The organism is Nitrososphaera sp. (genome assembly GCF_037447015.1).
In the GTDB taxonomy this organism is placed as follows: Archaea; Thermoproteota; Nitrososphaeria; order Nitrososphaerales; family Nitrososphaeraceae; genus Nitrososphaera.
In genome coordinates this window covers 81,229-102,749 of record NZ_JBBIHK010000004.1, presented here as the reverse complement: position 1 = coordinate 102,749, position 21,521 = coordinate 81,229, and the positions used below count along the sequence as shown (strand labels likewise).

Genomic DNA, 21,521 nt, shown 5'->3' with positions numbered 1-21,521 from the left:
AATGCTGGCGGTCTTTTTATAAAGCCTCGAGTGGTGAGTCTGGTCGTTGACAAAAAAATTCGTGCTTGATACCAGCATAATAATCGACGGCGAGGTAACGCGCATGCTCGAAGCCGGCCAAGTGATAGAGGAAAATAATAGCGAGATAATAATCCCGCTGGCGGTGCTTGACGAGCTCCAGTCACAGGCTTCGACCAACAAGGAGCACGGCTTTGTGGGGCTTGGGGAGATAAAGAAGATGCGTGAGCTGTGCGCCCGCAAAAACATCGGGCTCAGGTTCGTCGGCCAGAGGCCGGACCTCGACGACATCAGACTGGCAAAACACGGCAGGATAGACGCCATCATAAAGGACGTGGCAATGAGCGAGGGGGCGACGCTTTTGACTGCCGACTATGTGCAGGCGCTGGTGGCAGAGGCGCAGGGGATCAAGTCGCAGCACATACGCGCCCCGACCAAGACGACGGACCTAGAGTTTGAAAAGTTCTTTGACGACGAGACGATGAGCGTCCACCTGAAGGAAGGCGTGGTGCCCACAGCCAAGCGCGGCCGGCCTGGAGCCTTCAAGCTCGTCCAGGTGGGCCAGGATGGCAAGAGCACGTACGCCCAGCTGACAAAAATAATCAAGGAGGTGTCGGAGGCAAGCCGGGTGAGCGGCACCGGCACGGTCGAGATAAGCCGGAGCGGCGCTACTGTCATCCAGTTTGGCCGCTACAGGATAGCGATAACCCGCCCGCCCTTTTCAGACGGGCTTGAGATAACCATCGTCAGGCCCACCGTCAGGCTTGCACTTGCAGACTATCACGCAAGCGACAAGCTGATGGAGCGCCTGTCGGGCAAGGCAGAGGGCATCATCATAGCCGGCCCGCCCGGCTCCGGCAAGAGCACGCTTGCAAGCAGCCTGGCCGAGTTTTACGTCGATAAGGGCAAGATAGTCAAGACGTTTGAATCTCCACGGGACTTGCAGGTGCCGGAAGCCGTGACGCAGTACGCGCCGCTAGAGGGAAGTTTTGAAAAAGCTGTGGACATACTGCTTCTGGTGCGCCCCGACTATACTATATACGACGAGGTGAGGCGCGCCCAGGACTTTGCCGTCTTTGCCGACATGCGGCTTGCAGGCGTGGGGATGGTGGGCGTCGTCCATGCGTCAAGCCCGCTTGACGCCGTGCAGCGTTTCATGGGCAAGGTGGAGCTGGGCATGATACCGCACATACTTGACACCATCATCTTTGTCAGGGACGGCGCCATCGACAAGGTCTATGAGCTGACGCTGACAGTCAAGGTGCCGACCGGCATGACCGAGGCCGACCTGGCAAGGCCGCTTGTCGAAGTCAAGGATTTCGAGTCGGGCAAAGTGGAGTATGAGATATACACGTACGGCGAGGAGAACGTGGTCGTACCTGTGTCAAAGGTCAAGGCCGGCGGTGGCGACGAGAGTGGCATCAAAAAGCTGGCCCAGTCAAAGATAATGGACGCAGTAAGGAGGTTTGACCCGCGCGCCGAAGTGAACATACTGTCTGAAAACCGCGTGCAGGTGAAGGTGAGCAAGGAGGCCGCGCCCAAGATAATAGGCAGGGGCGGCTCGACCATCAACGAGCTGGAAGAAGAGCTTGGCGTCAAGATAGACGTCGAGACCAAGATCCCGACTTTTGGCAAGGAGGTGGAATTTGAGGTGAGCGAGGCCGGCTCTGCCGTCTCGCTTCTGGTGGACGACGAGATAATCGGCAAGACCGTTGACCTTTACATCGAAGACGAGTTCGTCCTCTCAAGCCAGGTGGGCAAAAAGGCTCGTATAAAGGTGGACAAGAGGTCGGAGGCGGGCAAGAAAATAGTCAACGCGATAATAGCCGAGCAGGAGATGCACCTGTTTCTGAGCCGGCGCTAGGGGGATTCTTTGTTCTTGTTCTTCTCCCTTGCAAGCCGGACAAACTCTTCCAGCTTTTTCAGGGTCTCGGGGTGGAGGTGGTGCTCGATGCCTTCTGCGTCGCGGTTTGCAATGTCTTTGTCGACCCCTATCATCATCAGAAACTCGGCAAGCACGCCGTGCCTGTCGTGCATGCTCTTTGCTATTGCGACCCCGCTGTCTGTGAGCGCTATGCCCCTGTATTTCTCATAGTTGACGTGGCCGCTCTCGTTCAGCCGCTGCAGCATCTTGGTAACGCTTGGCGAGCTGACGTTCAAATAGTCGGAAATGTCGACCGTGGTCGCGTAGCCCTTGTGCTGTATCAGCTCGTAAATGACTTCCAGATAGTCTTCCATGCGGGTCGTGCGCGATGCCTTTTCGACGTTGTGCGCGTCGCGGATCGAGTCCAGCCTGCCGCTTGCGCTTGGCTTGCCGCTACTCTTGCCGCTCTTTCTAGGCGCCGTCGCTGCTACCCCTCCGCATGGCCGTTGCTGTGGTGGCATATGTCTGGCAATGATAAAAAATCTATCGGATTCGTATCCGCAGAAATAGATATTAGGATTGCAAAAAACAACACACACAAGGGCACAGGCCTTGACATTGAAAAAGAATCTTCTGGTGGTGTCGCCGGAGGAGCTGCACCGGATGATCAGTAGCAGAGACAAAGACGTGCTGGTTGTGGACGCAAGGCCGTTTTCCGACTATGCCCGGGGTCACATACCGGGCGCAGTCAACGTCGACCTGATGCAGTTCCACTGGATAGACACGTCAAGGGAGGGCATTGCCCAGTTCAACCGGCAGTCTAGGATCCTGCTTTCAAACATCGGCGTCTCGAAAGAAAAGTTTGTGGTGTTTTACGACGATGTCTCTGGGCCTTCAGCGGCGCGGGGCGTGTGGCTTTTGATGTATTTTTCCCACGACAAGGTGGCGATGCTCGACGGCGGGCTTGAAGGGTGGAAGACCCGTGGCTACAGCACAGAGACCAAGACGAACCCGTTTGTGCACTCTGACTTTCGGGGCAGGCCAGACCCAAAAATCCTCGCCGGCTATCTGGAGGTCAAGTCGGCTGCTGCTGACGCAATAGCAGCAAAGAAAGACAGGAAAAAGGCGACGACGGCGGCGGCTGCGGCGGTGGTAGTTGTGCTCGATGCCCGCTCCAAAGAAGAATATGGTGGGACCGCGGTGCGGGCGGCAAGGGCCGGCCACGTACCCGGCGCAGTCAACATTGACTGGAGCGACAACCTGAGCGGCCCGTCGTTCAAGGACCTCGAGGCGCTTGAAAAAATGTACGCAGGGGTGCCCAAAGACGCTAAAGTGATAACCTACTGCCAGGGCGGCTACCGCGCGGCAAACAGTTTCGTGGTGCTCAAGATGCTTGGCTACAAGAACGTGAAAATGTACCTCGGCTCGTGGGGCGAGTGGGGGAACAGGCCCGACCTTCCAGTCAGCAGTCAGTAGATAAAGTCCGAGCTGAGCCGCAGCAGCTTTTTGTCAGAGACGAAACGGCAGTCCGTCAGCCCTCGCCTTTCTGCAAGGCCGAGCACAAGGTGTTGCAGGAAAAACACTGCATAGAGGAGCGATTCTAGCGCGGTCTTGCCCGGGCATGCGATGCTTTGCGCGCCAAGCCCTGCGCCTTTGAGCTTTTTGGCCGCCTGCGAGTTTCCAAGCACCAGTATCCTGTCGCTGCCTTTCACGCCAAAGAGCGGCGCATGGAAAAACTCTTCAAGCGGGTAGGCTACAGCCCTGGCGCCAAGCACCTCGTTGAGCTTTAGGGCCCCATAGATGGCCGCAGGATACAGATGCGCGTCGCCCAGTATGATTGCAGGGGCGGCGCCTGGCTTGCCGGCGGCCGCCTTTGCAGCAGCGTCGTCGTATATCCTGCCGATCTCTGCCGCGCTGGACAGGCCGGGCCTGCCTCCAGTTGCAAGCCATGCGCAGGCAACAAGGCTGGCGGTAAAGCTGACCGTCCCGGAGGTCCTGGTTCCTGAAGCAGGATAGTCGAGCCTGATGATGCGGCTGCACCTGCGCGCAAGCGGGCTGGATTCGTCGGCTGTCACGGCCACAGTCTGCATGCCTGCCGTCTGCGCGGCTTTTGCGGCAAGCGCGTTTGCCTTTGTCCTGCCCGAGATCGAAACGATGTAGAGCACACGGCCGCCTGCCAGCAAGGGGCCTGCGTCGATGATGTCTGCCGGGCGGTGGCACGTCGCCCTGCCTGACGAAAGGTAGTGCGCCGCAAGGGCCGCCGCGTACGAGTCGCCCGAGCCGGCAAATGCCATTCTGCTGCCCAAAGGTTCTGATTGCGACGGTTCAGGCAGCGACAGCGGCGGCAGCTTCAGGCCCCGCTGGCATTCCATGTCTGCGGCCATCGCCTGTATCGAGTTCACGCTGATTGATGCAATGAATCAAAAGACGATGTAATAAATTTGAAGAAAGGTGTTGTTTGGGCGCTGGTGATTACTTTTTCTTCTCGCCCTGCCCCTCTATCACTATCATGGTAAGGGTGGAGCGCACCTTGTCTATCTTTCTCACGTGCCAGGTGATGGTCTCCCTGAGCCTGTCCATCGTATCGGACCGTATCTTGGCGACGATGTCATAGACGCCGTACACGCCGCTTACCTCGACCGTCTCGGGCAGCTTTTTCAGCTCGCTGATGATGCTCTCCTCCGAGCCCAGGTCGCAGTTTATGAGTACGTATGCTGTAGGCATATGTGGCTCTTTTCAGGGGATGCGTTATTAAACTAATCGCAGCTGCGTTCTAGGCCCGGATCTCTTGCGCAAGGAAGCAGGGTAAGGGGGATGGATGCCGGGCTAGAACTTTTCCTTTGACACTTTCTGGGCCTTCAAATAGTCTACAAAATAAAAGAGGTAGGCGCGCTCGTTCACTTTCAGCACCCACGGTATGAACGACTCGTTCTTGCTGCTCTTTTCAAATATGGTAAAGCCGTGGTCCTCCACAAAGTTGCGGAACGACCTGCCGTCAAACGACTTTTTGGGCGCCGGCTCCCTGCCCGTGTAGTCGTACGGGTCGGTGATTATCACCGCGGCGTGCGGCTTGAGCATCCTGTGGATGGAGGCAAGCAGCTTTTCCGGCTCGACCAGCTCCAGCAGGTTGAGCGCAAGGACCATGTCGAACTTGGCCGGCTTGAAAGGCGGGTTGAGCGAGTCTGCCACGCAGAACTCCAGGTTGCCGTGCCTGGAAGCGTACATGCGCTTGCGCGCCTCTCTGATGAACGAAAACGACAGGTCTATGCCTATCGCAAACGCAAACTTTTGAGCAAGGAGCATCGTGCTGTAGCCCATCGAGCAGGCCATGTCGAGCACGACGCCGTCCATGTCAGGGTTTATGCCGTGGACGACGCGGTTGTACACTTCGTTGGGCCGCAGGTGCCACCTGAGCGACATCAGCAGCCTGTCTTCCTCGGTGTGCTCGTACTGCGCCCACCTGTAGGGCAGGAACCAGCTTCCGCCCTCCTCGTAGCGGTCGTTTGCCGTGTCTTTCAGCTGCGAGCCCTTTTCTTTCAGGAAGTCCTTCATCTCCTTGGTGGTGCTCTCCAGGAGCCAGCGGCCGTACGTCTGCGACCTGCCTGCCGCATAGGCGGCAAAATCCTTGACCACGATTGCCACGCCCTGTATTACGGGGTATAGGGCGCCACACTCGGGGCATTTGAGGAACCCCTCTGCGCACTCGTTTCCCTCGACTGCGAGGGGTACGAGCTCTAGCCGGATCTGCCTCTCGGGGTGGTGCAGGCAGACGAGGTGGTTGGCAAACTGGATCTTCATGCTGTGCTCTATACTACTCTCTGCACCGGATTGGTGGCAGGTCCCAATATAAGCTAGAGCAGGCCGTCTGCGTGGAGCTGGTCCAGCAGGGGCGTCAGCGCCTCCTTGACCTCTTTTTCGCCCAGCGTGAAATCGCGGGAAATGCCTAGCGCAATCGACAACATGTTCCTGTCTTCCCGGGCCGTATAGACGGTCGAGCCGAATATCGAGAACTGCCTTGCGTTCTCCTTAAGCCACCCGTCCCAGAACTTCGTCCTTGCCAGGTTTGCCTCAAGCGACGCTATAGCCGAGCCCAGGTCCAGCCCGTCTTCGCGGTCCAAAAGGTCGAGTTTGGCCATTGGCACCAGGAGCGTGCCTTCCGGGACGGTGTCGTGGGCCTTGTTCATCTTTCCTATTACTTCGTCTTCTTTTTCTTCAGGCACTATCTGGCCATAGTGGGGGAAAAAGTAGCCTGCAAGGTGCCCCTTGCCGTCGTAGACCTTGTAATAGGTATAGTCGTACTCTATCTTCCACTTGACCCTGTCGCCGGCTGCCAACTGCACCTGTGCCTTGGCTTGCCGCGCTATTTGTTTGTGTATGTGTGTATGTATGTGCATGTATGTATGTAGGCTTAAATTAGAGCCGAGCGTTTCATCTCGCCATGTCAGAAGCTCAACCAAGCGCACCACAGGGGTCCGAGCGCAAGGAAGGACCACACGACACAATCTACATTGGCAAGAAACCCCTCATGGCATACGTCACATCCACCCTCATACAGCTGGCAAACCAGCCCAAGGTCACCATCAAGGCAAGGGGGCTGAGCATCGGCAGGGCGGTAGACGTCTCGCAGATCACGATCAAGCGCATGGAGAGCGCCGGCTACAAGATAGGCGACGTCCGGATCGGCTCGGAGACTGTCAAGTCCGAGGACGGCAGGACCCGCAACGTCTCGACCATCGAGATCGAGATAACGAAGTAAGTAGAGAGAGACAGAAAGAAAAACCTGCCAGAGAGATACCTTTTCACTCCTCTTTCCTCTTTTACAGTTTATTATTATACGGGGCCTATTGCTAATAGCGCAGGGAGTGACTATTACTACCACTAATAGTAATGACAGGGCTTCCGCCCCAGCTGCGGCCACGGCGGCGCTGTACCTTGCCCACCTGAACCCGCTCACAAAGGCGCACGAGCAGATAATATCGACGCTTGCCCGCGGCTATGCAGTCTATGTTTTTCCGGTGCGCTTTTTGTTAAAGGACGGCAGGGAGGTGAACACAAAGAGCTTTCCCTTCTCGTTTGAGCAGCGCAGGGAGATGGTCGAGGCCGTGTTCGGCAGCTCCGTCAAAGTGCTTCCTGACTATGCGTTCCACGCTCCCTATTCAAAGTACATGCCTCCGCTGCTTTCGGGCAAGTCGTGGGAGCTTCGCAACCAAATAGTCTCCCACGTCAAGGAGCAAAGGTTCGTGTCGTACACGGGCGACAAGGCCGAGCGCCTGATGCTAAAGATGTACAGGCTCAACCCGCTCAAGGCCGACCGGCTAGAGATATCTGCCTCGTCTGTGAAGGAGATGATGTACAGGGAGGCCACAGAAGGTGCCGCCGGCGGGAAAGACTGGCGCGACATGGTTCCAGCCCCTGTGGTCAGGATCATAGAGAAAAACTGGGATGTCGTCAAGGGGTTTGCCGCCGCCGAGGACGCCACGATGCGCGTGATGGGGATGAAGTTTCCAAAAGAAGGATACAAGTGACAGTTTTTAAAGCGGAGAGCGACTTTGCCTATCTGCAATGAAGGAAAAAGGCGGCGAGTTTGTATGGTTCGACAACAAGTTTGTCAAGTGGGAAGACGCCAAGGTCCCTGTATACACGCATGCTATGCACTATGGCACCGCCGTCTTTGAGGGAATCCGGGGCTATGCTTCCTCTTCTTCAAATGCTGCTGCTAAAAGCGGCAAAAACAACGTCTACATTTTCAGGCTGAAGGAGCACATGGAGAGGCTCCACCGCTCGGCCAAGGTCTACTCTTTTTCGCTGCCATATTCGGCAGATGAGCTGTACGACGCGACGGTGGAGCTCTTGAGAAAGAACAGGATGAAAGAGTCGGTCTACATACGCCCTCTCGCCTTTGTGGGCATGCATGGCATCGACCTGAACGTGACTGCCAGCTCGCCGACCCAGACCGTGATCATTGCGTTCCCGTTTGCCAAGTATTTCAAGGGCGAAGGCATCAGGGCGTGCGTCTCGTCGTGGAGGCGCATAAACGACGCGACCACCCCTCCGCTGTCAAAGGCCGCCGGCAACTACCTCAACTCTATACTTGCGACGCAGGAGAGCAGGCGAAACGGCTACGACGAGTCCATACTGCTCGACCTGGCCGGGAACGTGAGCGAGGCATCAGGCGAGAACATATTCCTGGTGCGCAACAAGAAAATCTATACCCCCTACTTTGCCGATTCCGCCCTTGAGGGCATCACGCGCGACTCGGCGATGACGATAGCAAGGGAGCTTGGCTACGAGGTCACAGAAAGGCCGATACCCCGGGCAGAGCTGTACATGGCAGACGAGATATTCCTCACCGGGACCGCCGCAGAAATCGTGCCTGTGACAAGCGTCGACGGCAAGCCGGTCGGAGACGGGAAGGAGGGCCCTGTGTCCCGGAGCGTCCGGGAGACGTATGCTAATATAGTAACGGGCGGGTCAAAGGATCACATGGACTGGCTGACGCCTGTATGGTGACTGCAACAACGACAACGACGACGACAGCAGCAACAACAAAAGAAGCATCATCGCCGGCAGTGGCGGGCACAAAGATAGGCATAGTGGGCGTCGGCGGGTGGGGCAAGAACCACGCCCGCGTCCTTGCCGAGCTCGGCTACCTCGCAGCAGTGTGCGACTCTGACTCTGCCCGGGCGTCGGAGGTCGCTTCTCGCCACGGCGCAAAACCCTACACGTCGCTTGACGCCATGCTTGCCGCCGAGCGCCTTGACGGCTGCCTCGTCTGCACGCCGACCAAGACCCATGCAGCTGTGGCAAAAAAGGTGATGGAAAGGGGCGTCCACACGTTTGTAGAAAAGCCACTTGCCTTTTCGTCGCAGGAATGCGAGGAGATGATGCAGGCTGCAAAAAAGAGCAGGGTCATCCTGACTGCCGGCTATATCGAGCGGTTCAACCCTGCTGTAAGCGAGACCAAGAGGCTGATCGCCGAGAAAAAGTACGGCGACCTCATCATGATCGAGTTCCACCGCGAAAACCGCATGCCGCTCAACATCAAAGACGTGGGGATAATATTTGACACCTCGGTGCACGACATCGACACGGCCATGTTCCTCTTTGACGCAAGGCCAAACGTGGTCTTTGCCCGGGCCGGCAAGCGCGTGCACGAGCACGAGGACTTTGCCACCCTGATGCTCGGGTTCCCTGACCAGAAGGTGGCGATAATCGCGTCAAACTGGCTTACACCCAAAAAGGTGCGCACGTTCTCCGCCGTCTGCACAGACGGCATCGTGTCCGGCAACTTTTTGACGCAGGAGTTAAAGATCGACCAGGCAGGCGAGAGCATAACGCCAAGAAGAGATTTCCAGGAGCCGCTTACGCTTGAGCTAAAGAACTTTGTCCAGTCGGTGCAGGGCAAGGCAAGCCCGGTCGTGAGCGCTGCGGACGCTACAAACGTGACCCGGGTGGCAGAGGCAGCGCTTTTATCGAGCAACACCGGCTCTCCGATATACCTGGACCTGAAGTGATAATGATGATGATAATGATGATGATAATGATGATGGTAATGGTAATGGTGACAGCATGAAGCGCCAGATGAACGACATACTTGCCTGCCCGATGGACAAGCACTACCCTCTGGAGCTTTTGGAAATCGAGGTAGGCGGCGACGGCGAAATATCTGCCGGCGTCCTCTATTGCGAGATGTGCGGCCGCTACTACCCGATAATCGACGGCATCCCTGTCATGCTGCCTGACGAGCTTCGGGACAAAAAGAGGGACACCGGCTTTCTGGAGCGGTGGAGCGAGAAGCTGCCTAGCAAGATTTTAAGACAGGGCAAACCGTGGCATATCTGATGGCCCCGCGCTCTTCCAAGTCATCTTCCTCTTCCTACAAAAAGATACCCGGCGTCAAGAATTACGTCGACAAAAAAGCCAGGATCGGCAAGAACGTCCGGATATGGCACTTTGCCTACGTCGGCCCCAATACCGTCATCGGCGACAACGTCAAGATAGGCTCGCTTGCGCACGTCGACTATAACGTCAGGATAGGCGACGGCACCAAGATAGAAGGCTCTGCCTACATACCTCCGCTCACCGTGATAGGCAAGGGCGTCTTCATCGGGCCGTGCGCCACGTTCACAAACGACCCCTACCCGATGTGCGACAGGATGGTCGGGACGGTGGTCGAAGACGGCGCGGTGGTAGGAGCCAGGGCGGTGATAAAGCCGGGCATCACCATCGGAAAGGACAGCGTGGTGGCGATGGGCTCTGTTGTCACGCACGACGTGCCCGCCGGCAAGGTCGTCATGGGCGCCCCTGCCAGGGTCGTCTACAGCAGGGCAGAGTACGACCGGAAAAAGGCCGAGTGGCTCAGCGGCGGCGCTACCGGCGGCGGATCTGGTTGACGCAAAAGGCCGGCTCTGGCTCCCCTCTCCCGCCGCCGACGACAAGCACGTCCAGTATGCTCTTTACCGCGGCCTGGGCCATCTTTTCCCTTGTCTGGCGCGACGCACTGCCGATGTGGGGCAGGAGCACGACGTTTTTCTCCATCCTGACAAGCGGGCTTGCCTTTGGGAGGGGCTCTTTCTCAAACACGTCCAAGCCCGCGCCGGCTATCCATCCCTCCTCTAGCGCAAGTGCCAGGTCGCGCTCGTCGACTATGGCGCCCCTTGCCGTGTTTATCAGGTAAGCCGTTTTCTTCATCTTGCGCAGGCTGGACCTGTTTATCATATGGCGGCTTGCGTCGTTCATGCTCGTGTGTATGGACACAAAGTCGCTTTGCGCCAGCAGGCCGTCAAGGTCTGAATACGTGGCGCCTGTCTCTGCCTCCGCCTTTTCGTTCCTGTTCCTGCTGTAATACAGGATCCGCATTCCAAAGCCCCCTGCGCGCCGGGCCACCGCCGTCCCTATCCTGCCAAGGCCGATTATGCCTATCGTAGAGCCGTGCACCTGCTGGCCAAGCAGCAGGTCAGGCGTCCAGCCGACCTTCCACCTGCCTTCCCTTACCATCCTGTCGCCCTGCACCACGTTCCTTGCGCAGGCAAGCAGGAGCGCAAAAGTCAGGTCGGCAGTAGCCTCTGCTAGGATGTCTGACGTGTACGTGACGTATATGCCCCGCCGGGTCGCCTCGGCGACATCGATGTGCTCAAAGCCCGTGCTGTACGAGCTGATTATCTTCAAGCTGGGTCCTGCCGCGTCCATGACTTGTGCATCTATCCTGTCTGACAGCATGCAGAGTATGGCGTCCTTCCCTCTCACGTTCTTTAGCAGCTCCTTTCTAGTCGGCGGTTCGGGCCTGCTGTTGAGCGTGACTTGGCAGCTCTTGGCAAGCGTCTGCAGCGCGTCGCCCGGCAGCTTTCTTGTGACGTACACTCTGGGCGGCTGTTGCTGGTGTTGATGACGGCGAGGAGGCATGGCAGGAATAATATTCCTCATGGAGACTGCGTTATGAATTTTCTTTCTTGCTCTTTTTCTTCTCTCTCACCTTTTCTAAAAAGGAAAAAGTAGCCCGCTATAGCTTGACACTGAAGTTCACACTATGCTAACAGAAATTTGCTTATAAACTTGGAGTCAGAGGGGTTTGTAGGCAGAGGGTCCGGAAATGCAGTAAGCTACTTGGGGCGGCTGCAAAGCCCCTACATTCTTTTTCCATTTTTTTGGTAAAATTATCCAAAGCAGTTATTAGGCCTCAACGTTGCTTGTCCGCACACCCACTTTTGAGATCTGTCTCCTTTTTATAAAAACCTGCTTTCCTAGAACAGGTAAATAATGGTTCCAGTATTATATTATGGTGAAACATTACAGAAGAGAGTTCGAGCCAAGCTTCAGGGTGATCTGCCGCATATTGAAGATACTGCTTGAAAGGGGTGCCGTTTCCAAGACTGTACTGTCACAGGCGGCAGGAATAAACTACAGCAGGCTCTTGAGACATCTGGATTGGTTAGATCATAGGCAGATTATAGAATTGATGGTCGAGAGACACAAGGTTTTAGTCAGGTTAACTAGGAGAGGCAAAGAATTTGCACTGATACTTTCCGGCAATAATAGACATTAGTGTCGGTTTTGTTTACAAAAATGTAAGGAAAACCTACAGAAATGTCAGCAATTCTTATTAGTTAACATCACCCACATGGGGGAAGGTGAGAGAAATATCACCATAAACCGAATGACCAGACAAAAAATAGCTGGCTTAGGGCTGGCGGTAGGTATCTTGGCGGCGTTTGGCGTAATTTATTCTATGAATGCCAAAACCACTTCAGGTAGCTTACAACAGAATCAACCTACTATGGAAATGCTGTGGCAGTCGTACCCCGACCTTAAATCGCTGACAAAACAGGCTAACTACGTCATACTGGGAAAACTGGAGAACATGACAGGGACAAGGGGCCATCCTAATGCTCAGGGTACACCAATCACGGATTTCGATGTAACAGTCGAAAGGAGCATGAAAGGCAAACTGAACGTGGGAGATACCATAAGAGTATCCCAATTCGGTGGTCCATCTCCGTACGCAGTTTCAGAGGGCGATCCAATAATGAAGGCGGGCGAAGAGTACGTAATGTTCCTCGTATACGACCCAACATTGGAAGCTTACGGATATCTAGGCGGCCCACAGGGTAAATTCCTTGTAAAAGAATCAAAAGTGTATTCGATGGATAACGTGGATCCCGGAGCCGACTTCGTACAAATAAAGGTCAAAGACAAACCGATCGAGGACTTCAGCGCGGACATTTCCCAAGCTGACGGAGGTGCGCAATAGGCATGAGAGGAGCCATATTCGTCGGCACGTTGTTGTCCGCGTTGCTGGTGCTTGCCAACATTGGACCACTAACGCAAATGAATCCCATCCAAACCGCAGAAGCGTATGCCCTGTACGGATGCAGACATCCAAGTTCCACCATCAATTACAGGACAGATTCTGGGATGAGCTCTGGCTATCTGACGCCTATTCGCTATGCGGTGGTGACTTTCAATGACGTGCCTGCAAACTTCTTCCTCGATGCGGTCACATCAGGAGAGCGCATTTTCATCAACACTGCAGATCTAGGATTATTCGGTCCTCTCGGTCAAACAGCCTTTGCGAACGGCCAAATCTGCGATCCCGGTACCGGAAACCTGAACACCTCTACGATTACTCTGAACACAGCCCTTCTAAACGGAGAAGGTATGGAGAAGAGACAGGCCGTTGCAGCACATGAACTGGGGCATGCCGTAGGACTCGCCCATACATCAAATTCAAGGACTTTGATGTATTCTACTATCGCATTCTTCGACACATACAGCATATTCGTGCCCACACTGGACGAGATCCGAGGTCTACAGAGCATCAGCTTGTACGGTGGAGGGATAGCGTATACGCCGACATGTACACCCTTCAATAGTAGTGGAGGTTCTATAACCTGGAGTGGAACTTGCAGTAGTAGCAATGCAGCTCTGCCAATGACCGAGAGAATCACGGTGGCGGGCACCCATCGGGCATTTGCAAGTCAGTTTGCGACCGGCCAAAGTATGCCTTCCGTCGGTTCGGTTCTGATGATGGCAAAAGTCACGCCGACAACTAACTACCGATTCTCTCTCGGAATACACTCTGGCAGTAATGTTGCAGATCCTACAAATAGGATGGTGACAATCGAGCTAGACAATGACGGAATAAAAGCATCCTACGTCAACACGGGTGGCGGAGTGACGACAACCACGATATGGAGCGGGACACCGTCCACCACGACCAGGTATTTCCTCGAAGTCGTCGCTGAACAGTCTACCACAGGGCTCACGACAGCCGCAGTATACGCATACCAAGACGACGGCGGAGGGAGCACGCCACCAACCTATCTGGGATCTGCCAGGTTCACTTCTGGAATAAACTGGAACACCTACAACACGATGTATTTCGGGACAGGCGTATGGACTGACAACTCTTCCAACCCTCTTTCGAACTACAGCGTAAGCGAGTACTACGACAGGATGCGGTCATACACCTAAAGGGAGGATTCATCCTCCACTATCTTTTTTTTATTAAGAATGCGGAATATCTATATGCTCGTAACACGTCGCTCCACGGCAATAATAGCTGCATCGACAGCGGTCGGAATAATGCTGCTGATGATTTTCTTGCCGGTCTTCAGTTTTGTCAACATAGATATCAAAGGTCTCAAAGACAGTTATCGCACTAACGAAGAAATAACATTTTCAGCAACGATCAGCGGGTTTGCCAGGCAGTGCGCTGATACTCAAGTATCCGTCGTTGGCGTTAGCAGACCTGACTTTAAACATGAAGTTTATTATGAGACTCCGGTATGCGGGGCGGACATTCGTATGTTCTTTATGTACGACATTCCCCGTGACGAAAGACAGTTTAGCCTCAGCTTAGATCAAACTGGCACATACAAGGTAATGATTACACATAAAGGATTGATCGACGGTGTCACCTCGTCAAGTGAAAAAGAATTTACCGTAATAGAATGATTATTTGTAGCTGCAATCATCCTCTTCCTCTTTAAGAGGATACTGAACAAGAATGGTTACTAATGCTTTAAGCAACCAAATTGAAAAGCGATACCCGGTCAAGCCGGGGCTCGAACCCTAAGTAGGAGCGGGCCCAGAGGGACTACATCTTTGAGCTTCTGTTACCGGAGCTCGAGATTGAAAGTATTCGGCAAGTATGCTCCGCAGAAATGCCGTACGTAATAACAGCGTCTGCAGATTTGCCAAGTTCTCATATCTCGGTAGAATAGAACGCCCTGCCTGAGTTCTCTTTGAGGAAGTTCAAAATCAGCCGTGCCTTGCTCTTCTCCCCCTTGCTGCCCCTCTTGTCTGAATACTCGGTGCTGAATCTCACAAACCTGTGACCATTAATGCAGCAATCTTGCTGCCCAGCACTGTCTCCATTCAATACGTACAGATGATACAGCCTAGTGTTACTTGTTGCACCGCGCCTGCCTCTGAACCTTTTGCAATTTTCTGATATTGGTTTGTCCGTACGCATAACAACACCCGCCCTCCACAGTTTAGATAGTGCGGTCCATACCTTGCTTCTTTCAAGGCTGGTAGCATTGACGATATCCTGGGCTGACTTAAGCTTGCCTCAGCCAGTGCCGATATTATCAGCCTTGCATAGTCTCTGTTACCCAACATAACATACCAGCTCCAGAGGATAAAAGGCGGAAAAACCGCAACGACGGGATGAGAGGCAGTTCGAACCGGAACTGTGATTTCCTGCGCCCGCAAAAATGCAACAAGGTTTATTCCTGCTTGTTTGCTCAAAAGGAGCAAGAATATTGCTTCTTTTCATGTAAGGAAATGGTAGCCCGGCCCAGATTCGAACTGGGGTCAAGGGCTCCAAAGGCCCCTATGCTTGGCCACTACATTCGGCGGAATAATATACTCGTGTGCATATATACACACGCACAGATTTATTCCTCCACCGGGCTTCCGGGCGTAACTCCACTCTCTTTTCGGTCTTTATAATCTTATTAATCGCAGCAGCCGGGGCGCGACACTACCGCGCCGTTTTTGACGGTGCTGACGATGTTGCCGCAGAGATGATGCTGTCAGTCGGATCGTCCATCCGCGCCAGGACCCTGGCCGCCTTTTTGCGTATCTTTGACCTGTGCGCCTCGTCTGTGAGCATCTTTCTGGCAAGCCGTACGAGCGCGCCGGGGTTGCGCGTCTTTGCGACGAGCCCCGCCCTTGCAAGGTATTCCTCGACGTAATACCCGACAGGGGCTATGGAGATGGTGGGGACGCCAAGCAGGGCTGACTCGGCGCTCATCGTGCCTCCTGCCCCTATGAACAGGTCTGCCGACTGGATGAGCGGCACGCCGTCAAACACCTCCTCTGCGACTTCTGCCAGCTCGCCGTAGCGCTCCTTTGCATAGTCTATCTGGTCGCCGTACCTGCACAGCAGCAGTATGTCTACTGCGTCGCCGGCAAGCTCTTTGACTGCCGCGTCCACAAGCGCCGTGCTTGTGGCCTTTTTGTCGGCGATGTAGGACGCCTTGCTCTCTTCGAGCCTTATGAGCACCTTTTTCTTTTTTGGCGTCTGCCTGCCAAGGTTGGCTGCAGCAGGCTGTTGTTGTATTATTTTTTGCCTCTCGTGCTTGAGCCAGGCGGCGGGGTCGAGCGCCCTGTACCTGGAAATGTTGCTCTTTGAAATGCCATAGCGCGTCCATGCGTGGTAGGGTATCACCCAGGGGCACAGCAGCCTGCTCATCAGGGGCACAGTCAGCCTTGCCACCGCCTCTGCGTGGGGCGAGTCGTTAAAGCCGACGTGCCTGATTCCGAGCCCAAACGCCACCCTTGCGCCTTCCGGCGACGAGAAGGTGACTGCCACGTCTGGGGAAAACCTGTGCACGACGTCTGCAAGCTCGGCTATGCGCTGCGCGCCTGCGACCAGCTTGCCGTACCTGTCCGCGCCGCCGTGCCTGCCGACTATGGTCAGCGGCACCCTCTTTATCCTTGCCAGCTCGACTGCCTCCCTGTACTGGCGGGAAGTGGACAGGACCTCGTGGCCGGATTCCCTCAAGAGCTCCTGCGCCCTGCGGAAGAACATGACCTGCTTTGGGGTCAGGACGTCAAACCATATCCTCAAGCGCCGGTTGTTGTCTCTCTGCCAGTGGTAAAACCTTTTCTTTAAGCACCGGCAACGAGTATATAGCGGGTAGAGCGGGGGAGCATAGTCTATACTTTGAGTGGGGGAGGAGCATCGTCATCATCATCGGCGTCGTCGTCATCGCCGGTGGCCATATCGGCCGCGGTGTACGGTCTTTCAACCGAAGGTTATCGTGTCGCCTCGTCCATGGCAGTCAAGGGGGCCAGGGTCTCGCTCATAGACGAATCCCTCAGAAACGCCATATCGCTCAAGCCCGACATTGCAAGGACCTATCCGGACGTAAGCTCGCTTGTGGAAGACGAGCCCCTGCTCGGCCTGGAGCCCATGGACGTTGCGGTAGGGAGCTCGCAATACCTGTTTTTTGCGCCACGCATACGCAAGGTCGGGCCGGACGTCAAGGCCGACGTGGCGACCAAGTTCCGCGACGCGGTAAAGGCGCTCAAAAAAGGCTCCTCGATAATTTACATGCTGCCCACCGGCGTGGGGGGCAACAGCGAGAACGTTGCCCTTGTCGAGCACGTGACCGGCATGTCAGTCGAGTCAGACTTCAAGTACTATTACATGCCTTCAAGCCTGGTGGCGACGGGGACCGAGACCGTGGTGGGCGCCGCCCGGCCGCGGCAGCAGCAACAGGTCGACAACAACCTTGCCAGGATGCTGCAGCAGCAGGACGACGGCAGCGGCCGGCGCAGGGTGACCTTTGTGGACGTGAACTCGGCCGAGCTGGGCCACGTCATACGCACGCTCTCCCACTACTCTGGCATGGCAAGCATACTCGAGGTGTGCAAGAGGGCGGCAGACAGCCAGGTGCCGGCAGGCGAGCTCATGCATGGCACGTTTTCCGACCTTTACATAGACGACGTGACGTCCGGGCTCTATGACTTGCGCATGATAGGCGCGTCGCTTGACGGCGCCGGCCCCCTGATGTACCTGGTGAACGGGAGCGTGCGGGGCATCGAGGGTTATGTCAAGCATCTTATCGACCAGGTGCGCGCCACGCTGAAAAAGCGCGACCTGAAGGCCAGCCGGACCAAGGTGGCCATAGCCTGGACGCTCGACCCGCACGAGATGCGGGGCGACAAGCTCGACCTCCTCTCGGCCCTGGAGACAAAGGTGCGCGACTACATCGGCGACGTGGAGCGCCACCAGGGGCCCACGTTCGACCTGTACCACACGGACAAGACCACCGTGGTGATAGCCTGCTCCAAGGCCGACTTTGAAAAAGTGGCGTCCAAGAACTCTAAAAGCGACGACCTCATCCTGATAAAGGCAAACCCGCTCTGCGAGACGCTGGTGCAAGATTAAATACTTCGCCCTTGCGTGATAAATACAACAAACAAATGGGCAAGGCCAAGGCAGTCATCGTCATCTCTACCTTCTCAGGCGAGGCGCCTGCGTCTGACATCGGGAGGCGGATGGTGGAAAAGGGGCTGTGCGCCTGCGTCAACCTTGCCCCTGTGCGGTCGATCTATGCGTGGAAGGGCAGGGTGGAAGACCAGGAGGAGTACATTGCGTTTTTCAAAACCACCAAAGAGTCGGCCGCCGAGCTCAAAAAAGAGCTTGCCCGGGCCCACCCTTACGAGGTGCCAGAAATCGTAGAGATAAAGATGAGCGACGTGTCCCGGCCGTACCTGTCGTGGCTTGCAAGCTCAGCGCAGCGCGTAGCGAAGAAGCGCAACCATGCCGCCAAGCGATGAGACCCGCAGCCCAATGTCTGTCGACGAGTCGACTGCATACGTCCTGGCGCCCTGCGCCTCGACCGCGTTGAGAAGCTTGACCACCTCGGCCTCGTCTGCCGACCTGAAGACCGAATCAGAAAAGACCACCGACTCGACGGCCTTGGCGCTGGCTGCTGCCGAGATGTCTTTGAGGCCCATGGCAAACCTGTTCTCGCCCTTTCTCACCATATGCATCACCTGGTCGAGGAGCGACGACACCGTCGCAAGCTTGCTCTCGCCCATCGCCTCTTTCGCCTGCGCCGAGCGCAAAAACACAAACACGCCGTCCTCGCCTGCCACGTCGACGCCGTCGACGACCCTTGCACGCTCTTTTGGCACGCCGTTCTTTTCAAGCGCGTTGTAAAAGCGCCTGCGCGTCTCGCCTGGCCCGAATATTATTATCCTGTCGTTTTCCCCGAGCACCGAAGCCACGGTCTTGGCAGTGTCTGAAAAGAACGTGTCGAGGTTCTGGCCCTTGGCAGAAGTGGCGTACCGCTTGCCGCTCTGGCCCGAATAGATGTTGGGTATCACCTTGACGTGGGTGCCTGTAACCCTTGCCACGGCTGCCTCCTGGGTGTCTATTGCGACCAGCACAAACGGGGTCGAGCCGTCCCCTGACTTTCTCAAAAGCTTTAGCTCGACTTCCTGCCATTTCCTGTCTTTGTCTATGGTTATCATGTCGCCGGCCTGCACCGTGAGGGCGTGGTGCGTGCCCCTCGAGACCAGCTCGTTGTCCGTGTTGGTGATGTTGCCTGCTATCCTGAGCCTGTCGACCGTCGAATCCAGCTCTATCCTGTCCACCTTTATGGACAGCCGTACCTTGACCCGCTCGCCCCTGTCTGGCCTGCCATACTCTTTCTCCTGCTTGACCGCCCTGGTGGTGTCTGCAATCACATAGTCGCCCGGCTCTATCACCCTGCGCAGCGTGAAAAGGTCGTCCGAGTCTTCGGGGATGACAAAATACGCGTTGTTTGACACCGTGCTCTGCTTTACTATCATGCTGGCGGGGCGGCGTTTTCCTTGCCTTCCTCAGCTGCTGCTGCCGCATGCCCTTCCTGCGGAGCGGCAGCTGCGGTCGACTGGATGTACTTGTCCACCCACTCTTGCGTAAGGACGCCCGACTCTACCAGGTTGACAAGCGCGTTTGCCGACGCCGTGCCCTGCACCTTGCCCGTGCGCCTGCGGTTCTGCCTCCATTTCAGCTGGGTGTTGCCCGACTTGGACGAATATATGATGCCGAGAATCTCTTTGGCGTTGACAAAGGTCATCTCGCGTATCTTTTTCAGCGTGACCTTGTCGGCCGCCTCGATATAGATTGCGCCCGGCCCTTCCTCTCGCTCAGGGAACACCTCGTAATCGCGCAAATAGCTCTCGGGTATAAACGAGCGGCACGTGCTTATGATGATGAATTGCCTGAAACTCTCTAGAGAACAAGTAGTTTCTATCTGAACCACGCCAATTATCAAAGACATCTAGTCATTTATCAAGCTTGTGAGAATATTTTTGCGCCATTGCCGTGTCAATGCGGTAAAAAGGCGGACGGGCAAACTCCAAACTCAAGATCCTCCTCACCGAGTCAGTAGGGCTAGTCACGTCATCGGCTGCCCGTCCGCGCCCTTGTGCTTGTCGCCTGCGGTAAAAAAACCTCTAGGTGTTGCTGCAACATCTGCCGCGGGGTATGTCGTGGCCGTGCGGGCACTGGCGCGGGTGCTTTAACAACGTGCAGAGCGCGTCCGTAAAGATGTTCTTCATGTGGTGCTCTATGCCGCAGACCATCTCCTCGTCTATCTCTATCTTCAAGGCGTCCTTCATCAGCACTTCGAGGAGTCTGGTATTCCTTATCATCTGCTTGCCTATCCTGTCACCCTCGTCGGTGAGGGCAACCGATCCCTTGCCATAGTTGACCAGCTTGCTTGCGTCGAGCTTGCGCAGCATCTGGACAACGGACGGCTGCGTGACGTTCAGGAGCTTGGCGATGGAGCTGACCTTGACCTCCTCGCCCTTCTCGCGTATGTACCATATGGCCTTGAGGTACATCTCGACGTGCTCCGACTCGGCCGTACCGATGAAAAGCTCCTCGTCGTCGCTCTTTCTCCTGCTGATCGCGGACTCCAAAGGCGCAGCTAGTTAGGCTGAAATGTTATTAACCTTTGTCTTTTTTGTTGCGGACCTTGGCGTCTGCCCAGAGGTACTGGAAATAGTCCTTGGCAAAGCCGGCAAGAGCCGCGTGGTCCGCCCATATCGCAATAGGCTCGACCATGCCGTTTTCGCCCATGCTCTCGCCAAGCAGTATCAGGACGTGCTTGCCGTCTGCGATTACGCCACCTCCGAACATGCTGTTTTTCAGCCTTACGTCTGCCACCCTTGAAAGCGCCCTGACCGTCTCGGCGCCAGTCTCTTCAGACGTGAGCACGATTATCTTTACCCCTCTCTCGTGGACGGTGCGCAGTATGGGCTGCATCGGCTTGGCTATCTGCTCTGCCACGCTTGGCAGCGCGACAAGCAACTCGTGCTGGCAGTTTTGCACTATCTCGTTGACCTTGGCAGCGATGTTATAGATGCCCCTGACAACCCATATCTCTGGCTTTTCTTTAATGCCGCTCTTCGTGTACATGGGCATCAGCTCGCTCACAATGGCAGCCTGGCTCTCTCTAAAGTTGTTCTCGCTCCTCATCCTCATGGCCTCAAGCGCAGTCGAAGGCGACCTAGGAAAGAACTGCTGCGGGCGTGAGCTGTCCGACTCGAGCCAGCCCTTGTCTTCGAGGCTGTTGAGGACTTCATAGATCTTGGAATAAGGCACGCCGGACTTTTTGCTAATGTCTGCAGCAGTCATGGCGCCAGACTCTAAAAGAGAGGTGTAGACGCGTATCTCGTAGCCTGTCAGGCCAAGGTCTTCCATGGCCTTCCTCGACCTGTCGCTGATGCTCAATACGGGTCTTTTATTACGCCGTTATATATGTACCCTTAGTCTTTTTGATTATCTTTTCATAGAATAACCATGTGGCAGCGGCGCTATTACGTTGCGTTTGCAGTTGCCGCGATCTCTGACCTGCTGGACTATACGCCGCTTGGGGCACTGCCGATAATAGGCGACGCCATAGACGCGGCCACACTGCCGATTCTGTATAGGCTGATAGGCAGGTTCTCTGTCGCCGGCCTGCTCGAGTTCATCCCGCTCGTGGACCTGCTGCCTACCTATACGATAGCAGTCGCAGTCGCCTATTTCAGGGCAAGGAAAAAGCAGAGCCGCCGGCCTGCTATCAGGTGACTTTTGCCCCTTGAAATGAGAGCAATTGCCTTATAGTGGCTCTACACTAATCAC

27 protein-coding genes and 1 tRNA gene are annotated in these 21,521 nt (G+C 55.6%); 16 read left to right on the top strand and 12 right to left on the bottom strand.

Annotated elements, in window-relative coordinates; translation table 11 throughout:
- The first annotated feature begins 46 nt into the window (after positions 1 to 46).
- On the top strand, positions 47 to 1,882 hold the full coding sequence (locus tag WKI84_RS02990) for a PINc/VapC family ATPase (protein WP_337862037.1): 1,836 nt from the start codon (positions 47 to 49) through the stop codon (positions 1,880 to 1,882).
- On the opposite strand, the gene mntR is transcribed toward WKI84_RS02990, so the two are convergent.
- Entirely contained in the window at positions 1,879 to 2,403 is a 525-nt protein-coding gene (mntR, locus tag WKI84_RS02985; protein ID WP_337862036.1) for a transcriptional regulator MntR, read from the bottom strand. The two genes, WKI84_RS02990 and mntR, sit on opposite strands and share 4 nt — an antisense overlap.
- Between mntR and WKI84_RS02980 the strand changes: the two genes are divergently transcribed.
- Both WKI84_RS02980 and WKI84_RS02975 read left to right on the top strand, forming a co-directional pair.
- Positions 2,404 to 2,556, top strand: coding sequence for a hypothetical protein (locus WKI84_RS02980; RefSeq protein ID WP_337862035.1), 153 nt, complete (start codon positions 2,404 to 2,406; stop codon positions 2,554 to 2,556). It begins immediately after the preceding gene.
- A complete protein-coding gene (locus WKI84_RS02975) occupies positions 2,501 to 3,358 on the top strand; it encodes a sulfurtransferase (protein ID WP_337862034.1) in 858 nt (285 codons plus the stop codon). Before WKI84_RS02980 ends, WKI84_RS02975 begins: the two co-directional genes overlap by 56 nt.
- Here the strand turns inward: WKI84_RS02975 and WKI84_RS02970 are convergent.
- The 4 genes from WKI84_RS02970 to WKI84_RS02955 form a co-directional block, all read right to left on the bottom strand.
- Positions 3,352 to 4,284 carry an SIS domain-containing protein gene (locus WKI84_RS02970; RefSeq protein ID WP_337862033.1) on the bottom strand — a complete coding sequence of 311 codons (933 nt, stop codon included), beginning with the start codon at positions 4,282 to 4,284 and terminating at the stop codon, positions 3,352 to 3,354. The genes WKI84_RS02975 and WKI84_RS02970 overlap by 7 nt on opposite strands.
- A gap of 70 nt (positions 4,285 to 4,354) precedes the next feature.
- Positions 4,355 to 4,606: an Lrp/AsnC ligand binding domain-containing protein gene (locus WKI84_RS02965; RefSeq protein ID WP_337862032.1), complete on the bottom strand. Its 252-nt coding sequence runs from the start codon at positions 4,604 to 4,606 to the stop codon at positions 4,355 to 4,357.
- 102 nt (positions 4,607 to 4,708) lie between these two features.
- Entirely contained in the window at positions 4,709 to 5,680 is a 972-nt protein-coding gene (locus WKI84_RS02960) for a class I SAM-dependent methyltransferase (protein WP_337862031.1), read from the bottom strand.
- Positions 5,681 to 5,733: 53 nt separating this feature from the next.
- A complete protein-coding gene (locus tag WKI84_RS02955; protein ID WP_337862030.1) occupies positions 5,734 to 6,222 on the bottom strand; it encodes a hypothetical protein in 489 nt (162 codons plus the stop codon).
- Positions 6,223 to 6,320: 98 nt separating this feature from the next.
- Here WKI84_RS02955 and WKI84_RS02950 point away from each other — a divergent pair, with 98 nt between their 5' ends.
- From WKI84_RS02950 to WKI84_RS02925, 6 genes are all read left to right on the top strand, one after another.
- On the top strand, positions 6,321 to 6,638 hold the full coding sequence (locus WKI84_RS02950) for a DNA-binding protein (protein WP_337862029.1): 318 nt from the start codon (positions 6,321 to 6,323) through the stop codon (positions 6,636 to 6,638).
- 88 nt (positions 6,639 to 6,726) lie between these two features.
- Positions 6,727 to 7,407: a hypothetical protein gene (locus WKI84_RS02945; protein WP_337862028.1), complete on the top strand. Its 681-nt coding sequence runs from the start codon at positions 6,727 to 6,729 to the stop codon at positions 7,405 to 7,407.
- Positions 7,408 to 7,444: 37 nt separating this feature from the next.
- On the top strand, positions 7,445 to 8,392 hold the full coding sequence (locus WKI84_RS02940; RefSeq protein WP_337862027.1) for a branched-chain amino acid transaminase: 948 nt from the start codon (positions 7,445 to 7,447) through the stop codon (positions 8,390 to 8,392).
- Positions 8,386 to 9,396 carry a Gfo/Idh/MocA family oxidoreductase gene (locus WKI84_RS02935; RefSeq protein ID WP_337862026.1) on the top strand — a complete coding sequence of 337 codons (1,011 nt, stop codon included), beginning with the start codon at positions 8,386 to 8,388 and terminating at the stop codon, positions 9,394 to 9,396. Before WKI84_RS02940 ends, WKI84_RS02935 begins: the two co-directional genes overlap by 7 nt.
- A 55-nt stretch (positions 9,397 to 9,451) precedes the next feature.
- Complete coding sequence (locus WKI84_RS02930) at positions 9,452 to 9,724, top strand: Trm112 family protein (RefSeq protein WP_337862025.1); 273 nt, start codon at positions 9,452 to 9,454, stop codon at positions 9,722 to 9,724.
- A complete protein-coding gene (locus WKI84_RS02925) occupies positions 9,712 to 10,275 on the top strand; it encodes an acyltransferase (RefSeq protein WP_337862024.1) in 564 nt (187 codons plus the stop codon). The genes WKI84_RS02930 and WKI84_RS02925 overlap by 13 nt, the downstream gene beginning before the upstream one ends.
- Here the strand turns inward: WKI84_RS02925 and WKI84_RS02920 are convergent.
- Positions 10,253 to 11,284 carry a D-glycerate dehydrogenase gene (locus tag WKI84_RS02920; RefSeq protein WP_337862023.1) on the bottom strand — a complete coding sequence of 344 codons (1,032 nt, stop codon included), beginning with the start codon at positions 11,282 to 11,284 and terminating at the stop codon, positions 10,253 to 10,255. The two genes, WKI84_RS02925 and WKI84_RS02920, sit on opposite strands and share 23 nt — an antisense overlap.
- 373 nt (positions 11,285 to 11,657) lie before the next feature.
- Between WKI84_RS02920 and WKI84_RS02915 the strand changes: the two genes are divergently transcribed.
- The 4 genes from WKI84_RS02915 to WKI84_RS02900 all read left to right on the top strand — a co-directional run bounded on the left by WKI84_RS02915 (position 11,658) and on the right by WKI84_RS02900 (position 14,335).
- Entirely contained in the window at positions 11,658 to 11,924 is a 267-nt protein-coding gene (locus WKI84_RS02915) for a winged helix-turn-helix domain-containing protein (RefSeq protein ID WP_337862022.1), read from the top strand.
- 75 nt (positions 11,925 to 11,999) lie between these two features.
- Complete coding sequence (locus tag WKI84_RS02910; RefSeq protein ID WP_337862021.1) at positions 12,000 to 12,629, top strand: hypothetical protein; 630 nt, start codon at positions 12,000 to 12,002, stop codon at positions 12,627 to 12,629.
- A gap of 2 nt (positions 12,630 to 12,631) precedes the next feature.
- Positions 12,632 to 13,852 carry a matrixin family metalloprotease gene (locus tag WKI84_RS02905; protein WP_337862020.1) on the top strand — a complete coding sequence of 407 codons (1,221 nt, stop codon included), beginning with the start codon at positions 12,632 to 12,634 and terminating at the stop codon, positions 13,850 to 13,852.
- Between the two features lie 111 nt (positions 13,853 to 13,963).
- Positions 13,964 to 14,335, top strand: a complete 372-nt coding sequence (locus tag WKI84_RS02900) for a hypothetical protein (RefSeq protein WP_337862019.1) — start codon at positions 13,964 to 13,966, stop codon at positions 14,333 to 14,335.
- Between the two features lie 835 nt (positions 14,336 to 15,170).
- Here the strand turns inward: WKI84_RS02900 and WKI84_RS02895 are convergent.
- Together WKI84_RS02895 and WKI84_RS02890 are read right to left on the bottom strand one after the other, a co-directional pair.
- A tRNA-Gln gene (locus WKI84_RS02895) sits at positions 15,171 to 15,300 on the bottom strand.
- Between the two features lie 68 nt (positions 15,301 to 15,368).
- Positions 15,369 to 16,460 carry a DUF354 domain-containing protein gene (locus WKI84_RS02890; protein ID WP_337862018.1) on the bottom strand — a complete coding sequence of 364 codons (1,092 nt, stop codon included), beginning with the start codon at positions 16,458 to 16,460 and terminating at the stop codon, positions 15,369 to 15,371.
- Between the two features lie 96 nt (positions 16,461 to 16,556).
- Here WKI84_RS02890 and WKI84_RS02885 point away from each other — a divergent pair, with 96 nt between their 5' ends.
- A complete protein-coding gene (locus WKI84_RS02885; protein ID WP_337862017.1) occupies positions 16,557 to 17,786 on the top strand; it encodes a hypothetical protein in 1,230 nt (409 codons plus the stop codon).
- A gap of 35 nt (positions 17,787 to 17,821) precedes the next feature.
- The gene (cutA, locus tag WKI84_RS02880; RefSeq protein WP_337862016.1) at positions 17,822 to 18,178 is read left to right on the top strand and encodes a divalent-cation tolerance protein CutA; all 357 of its coding nucleotides are present in this window, start codon (positions 17,822 to 17,824) and stop codon (positions 18,176 to 18,178) included.
- Here the strand turns inward: cutA and WKI84_RS02875 are convergent.
- The 4 genes from WKI84_RS02875 to WKI84_RS02860 all read right to left on the bottom strand — a co-directional run bounded on the left by WKI84_RS02875 (position 18,131) and on the right by WKI84_RS02860 (position 21,128).
- The gene (locus tag WKI84_RS02875; RefSeq protein ID WP_337862015.1) at positions 18,131 to 19,198 is read right to left on the bottom strand and encodes an mRNA surveillance protein pelota; all 1,068 of its coding nucleotides are present in this window, start codon (positions 19,196 to 19,198) and stop codon (positions 18,131 to 18,133) included. The genes cutA and WKI84_RS02875 overlap by 48 nt on opposite strands.
- The gene (locus WKI84_RS02870; protein WP_337862014.1) at positions 19,195 to 19,653 is read right to left on the bottom strand and encodes a hypothetical protein; all 459 of its coding nucleotides are present in this window, start codon (positions 19,651 to 19,653) and stop codon (positions 19,195 to 19,197) included. The genes WKI84_RS02875 and WKI84_RS02870 overlap by 4 nt, the downstream gene beginning before the upstream one ends.
- A gap of 193 nt (positions 19,654 to 19,846) precedes the next feature.
- Positions 19,847 to 20,314, bottom strand: a complete 468-nt coding sequence (locus tag WKI84_RS02865) for a metal-dependent transcriptional regulator (RefSeq protein ID WP_337862013.1) — start codon at positions 20,312 to 20,314, stop codon at positions 19,847 to 19,849.
- Between the two features lie 28 nt (positions 20,315 to 20,342).
- Entirely contained in the window at positions 20,343 to 21,128 is a 786-nt protein-coding gene (locus WKI84_RS02860; RefSeq protein ID WP_337862012.1) for a TrmB family transcriptional regulator, read from the bottom strand.
- A 69-nt stretch (positions 21,129 to 21,197) separates the two neighbouring features.
- Here WKI84_RS02860 and WKI84_RS02855 point away from each other — a divergent pair, with 69 nt between their 5' ends.
- Positions 21,198 to 21,467, top strand: coding sequence for a hypothetical protein (locus WKI84_RS02855; RefSeq protein WP_337862011.1), 270 nt, complete (start codon positions 21,198 to 21,200; stop codon positions 21,465 to 21,467).
- The last annotated feature ends 54 nt before the right edge of the window (positions 21,468 to 21,521 follow it).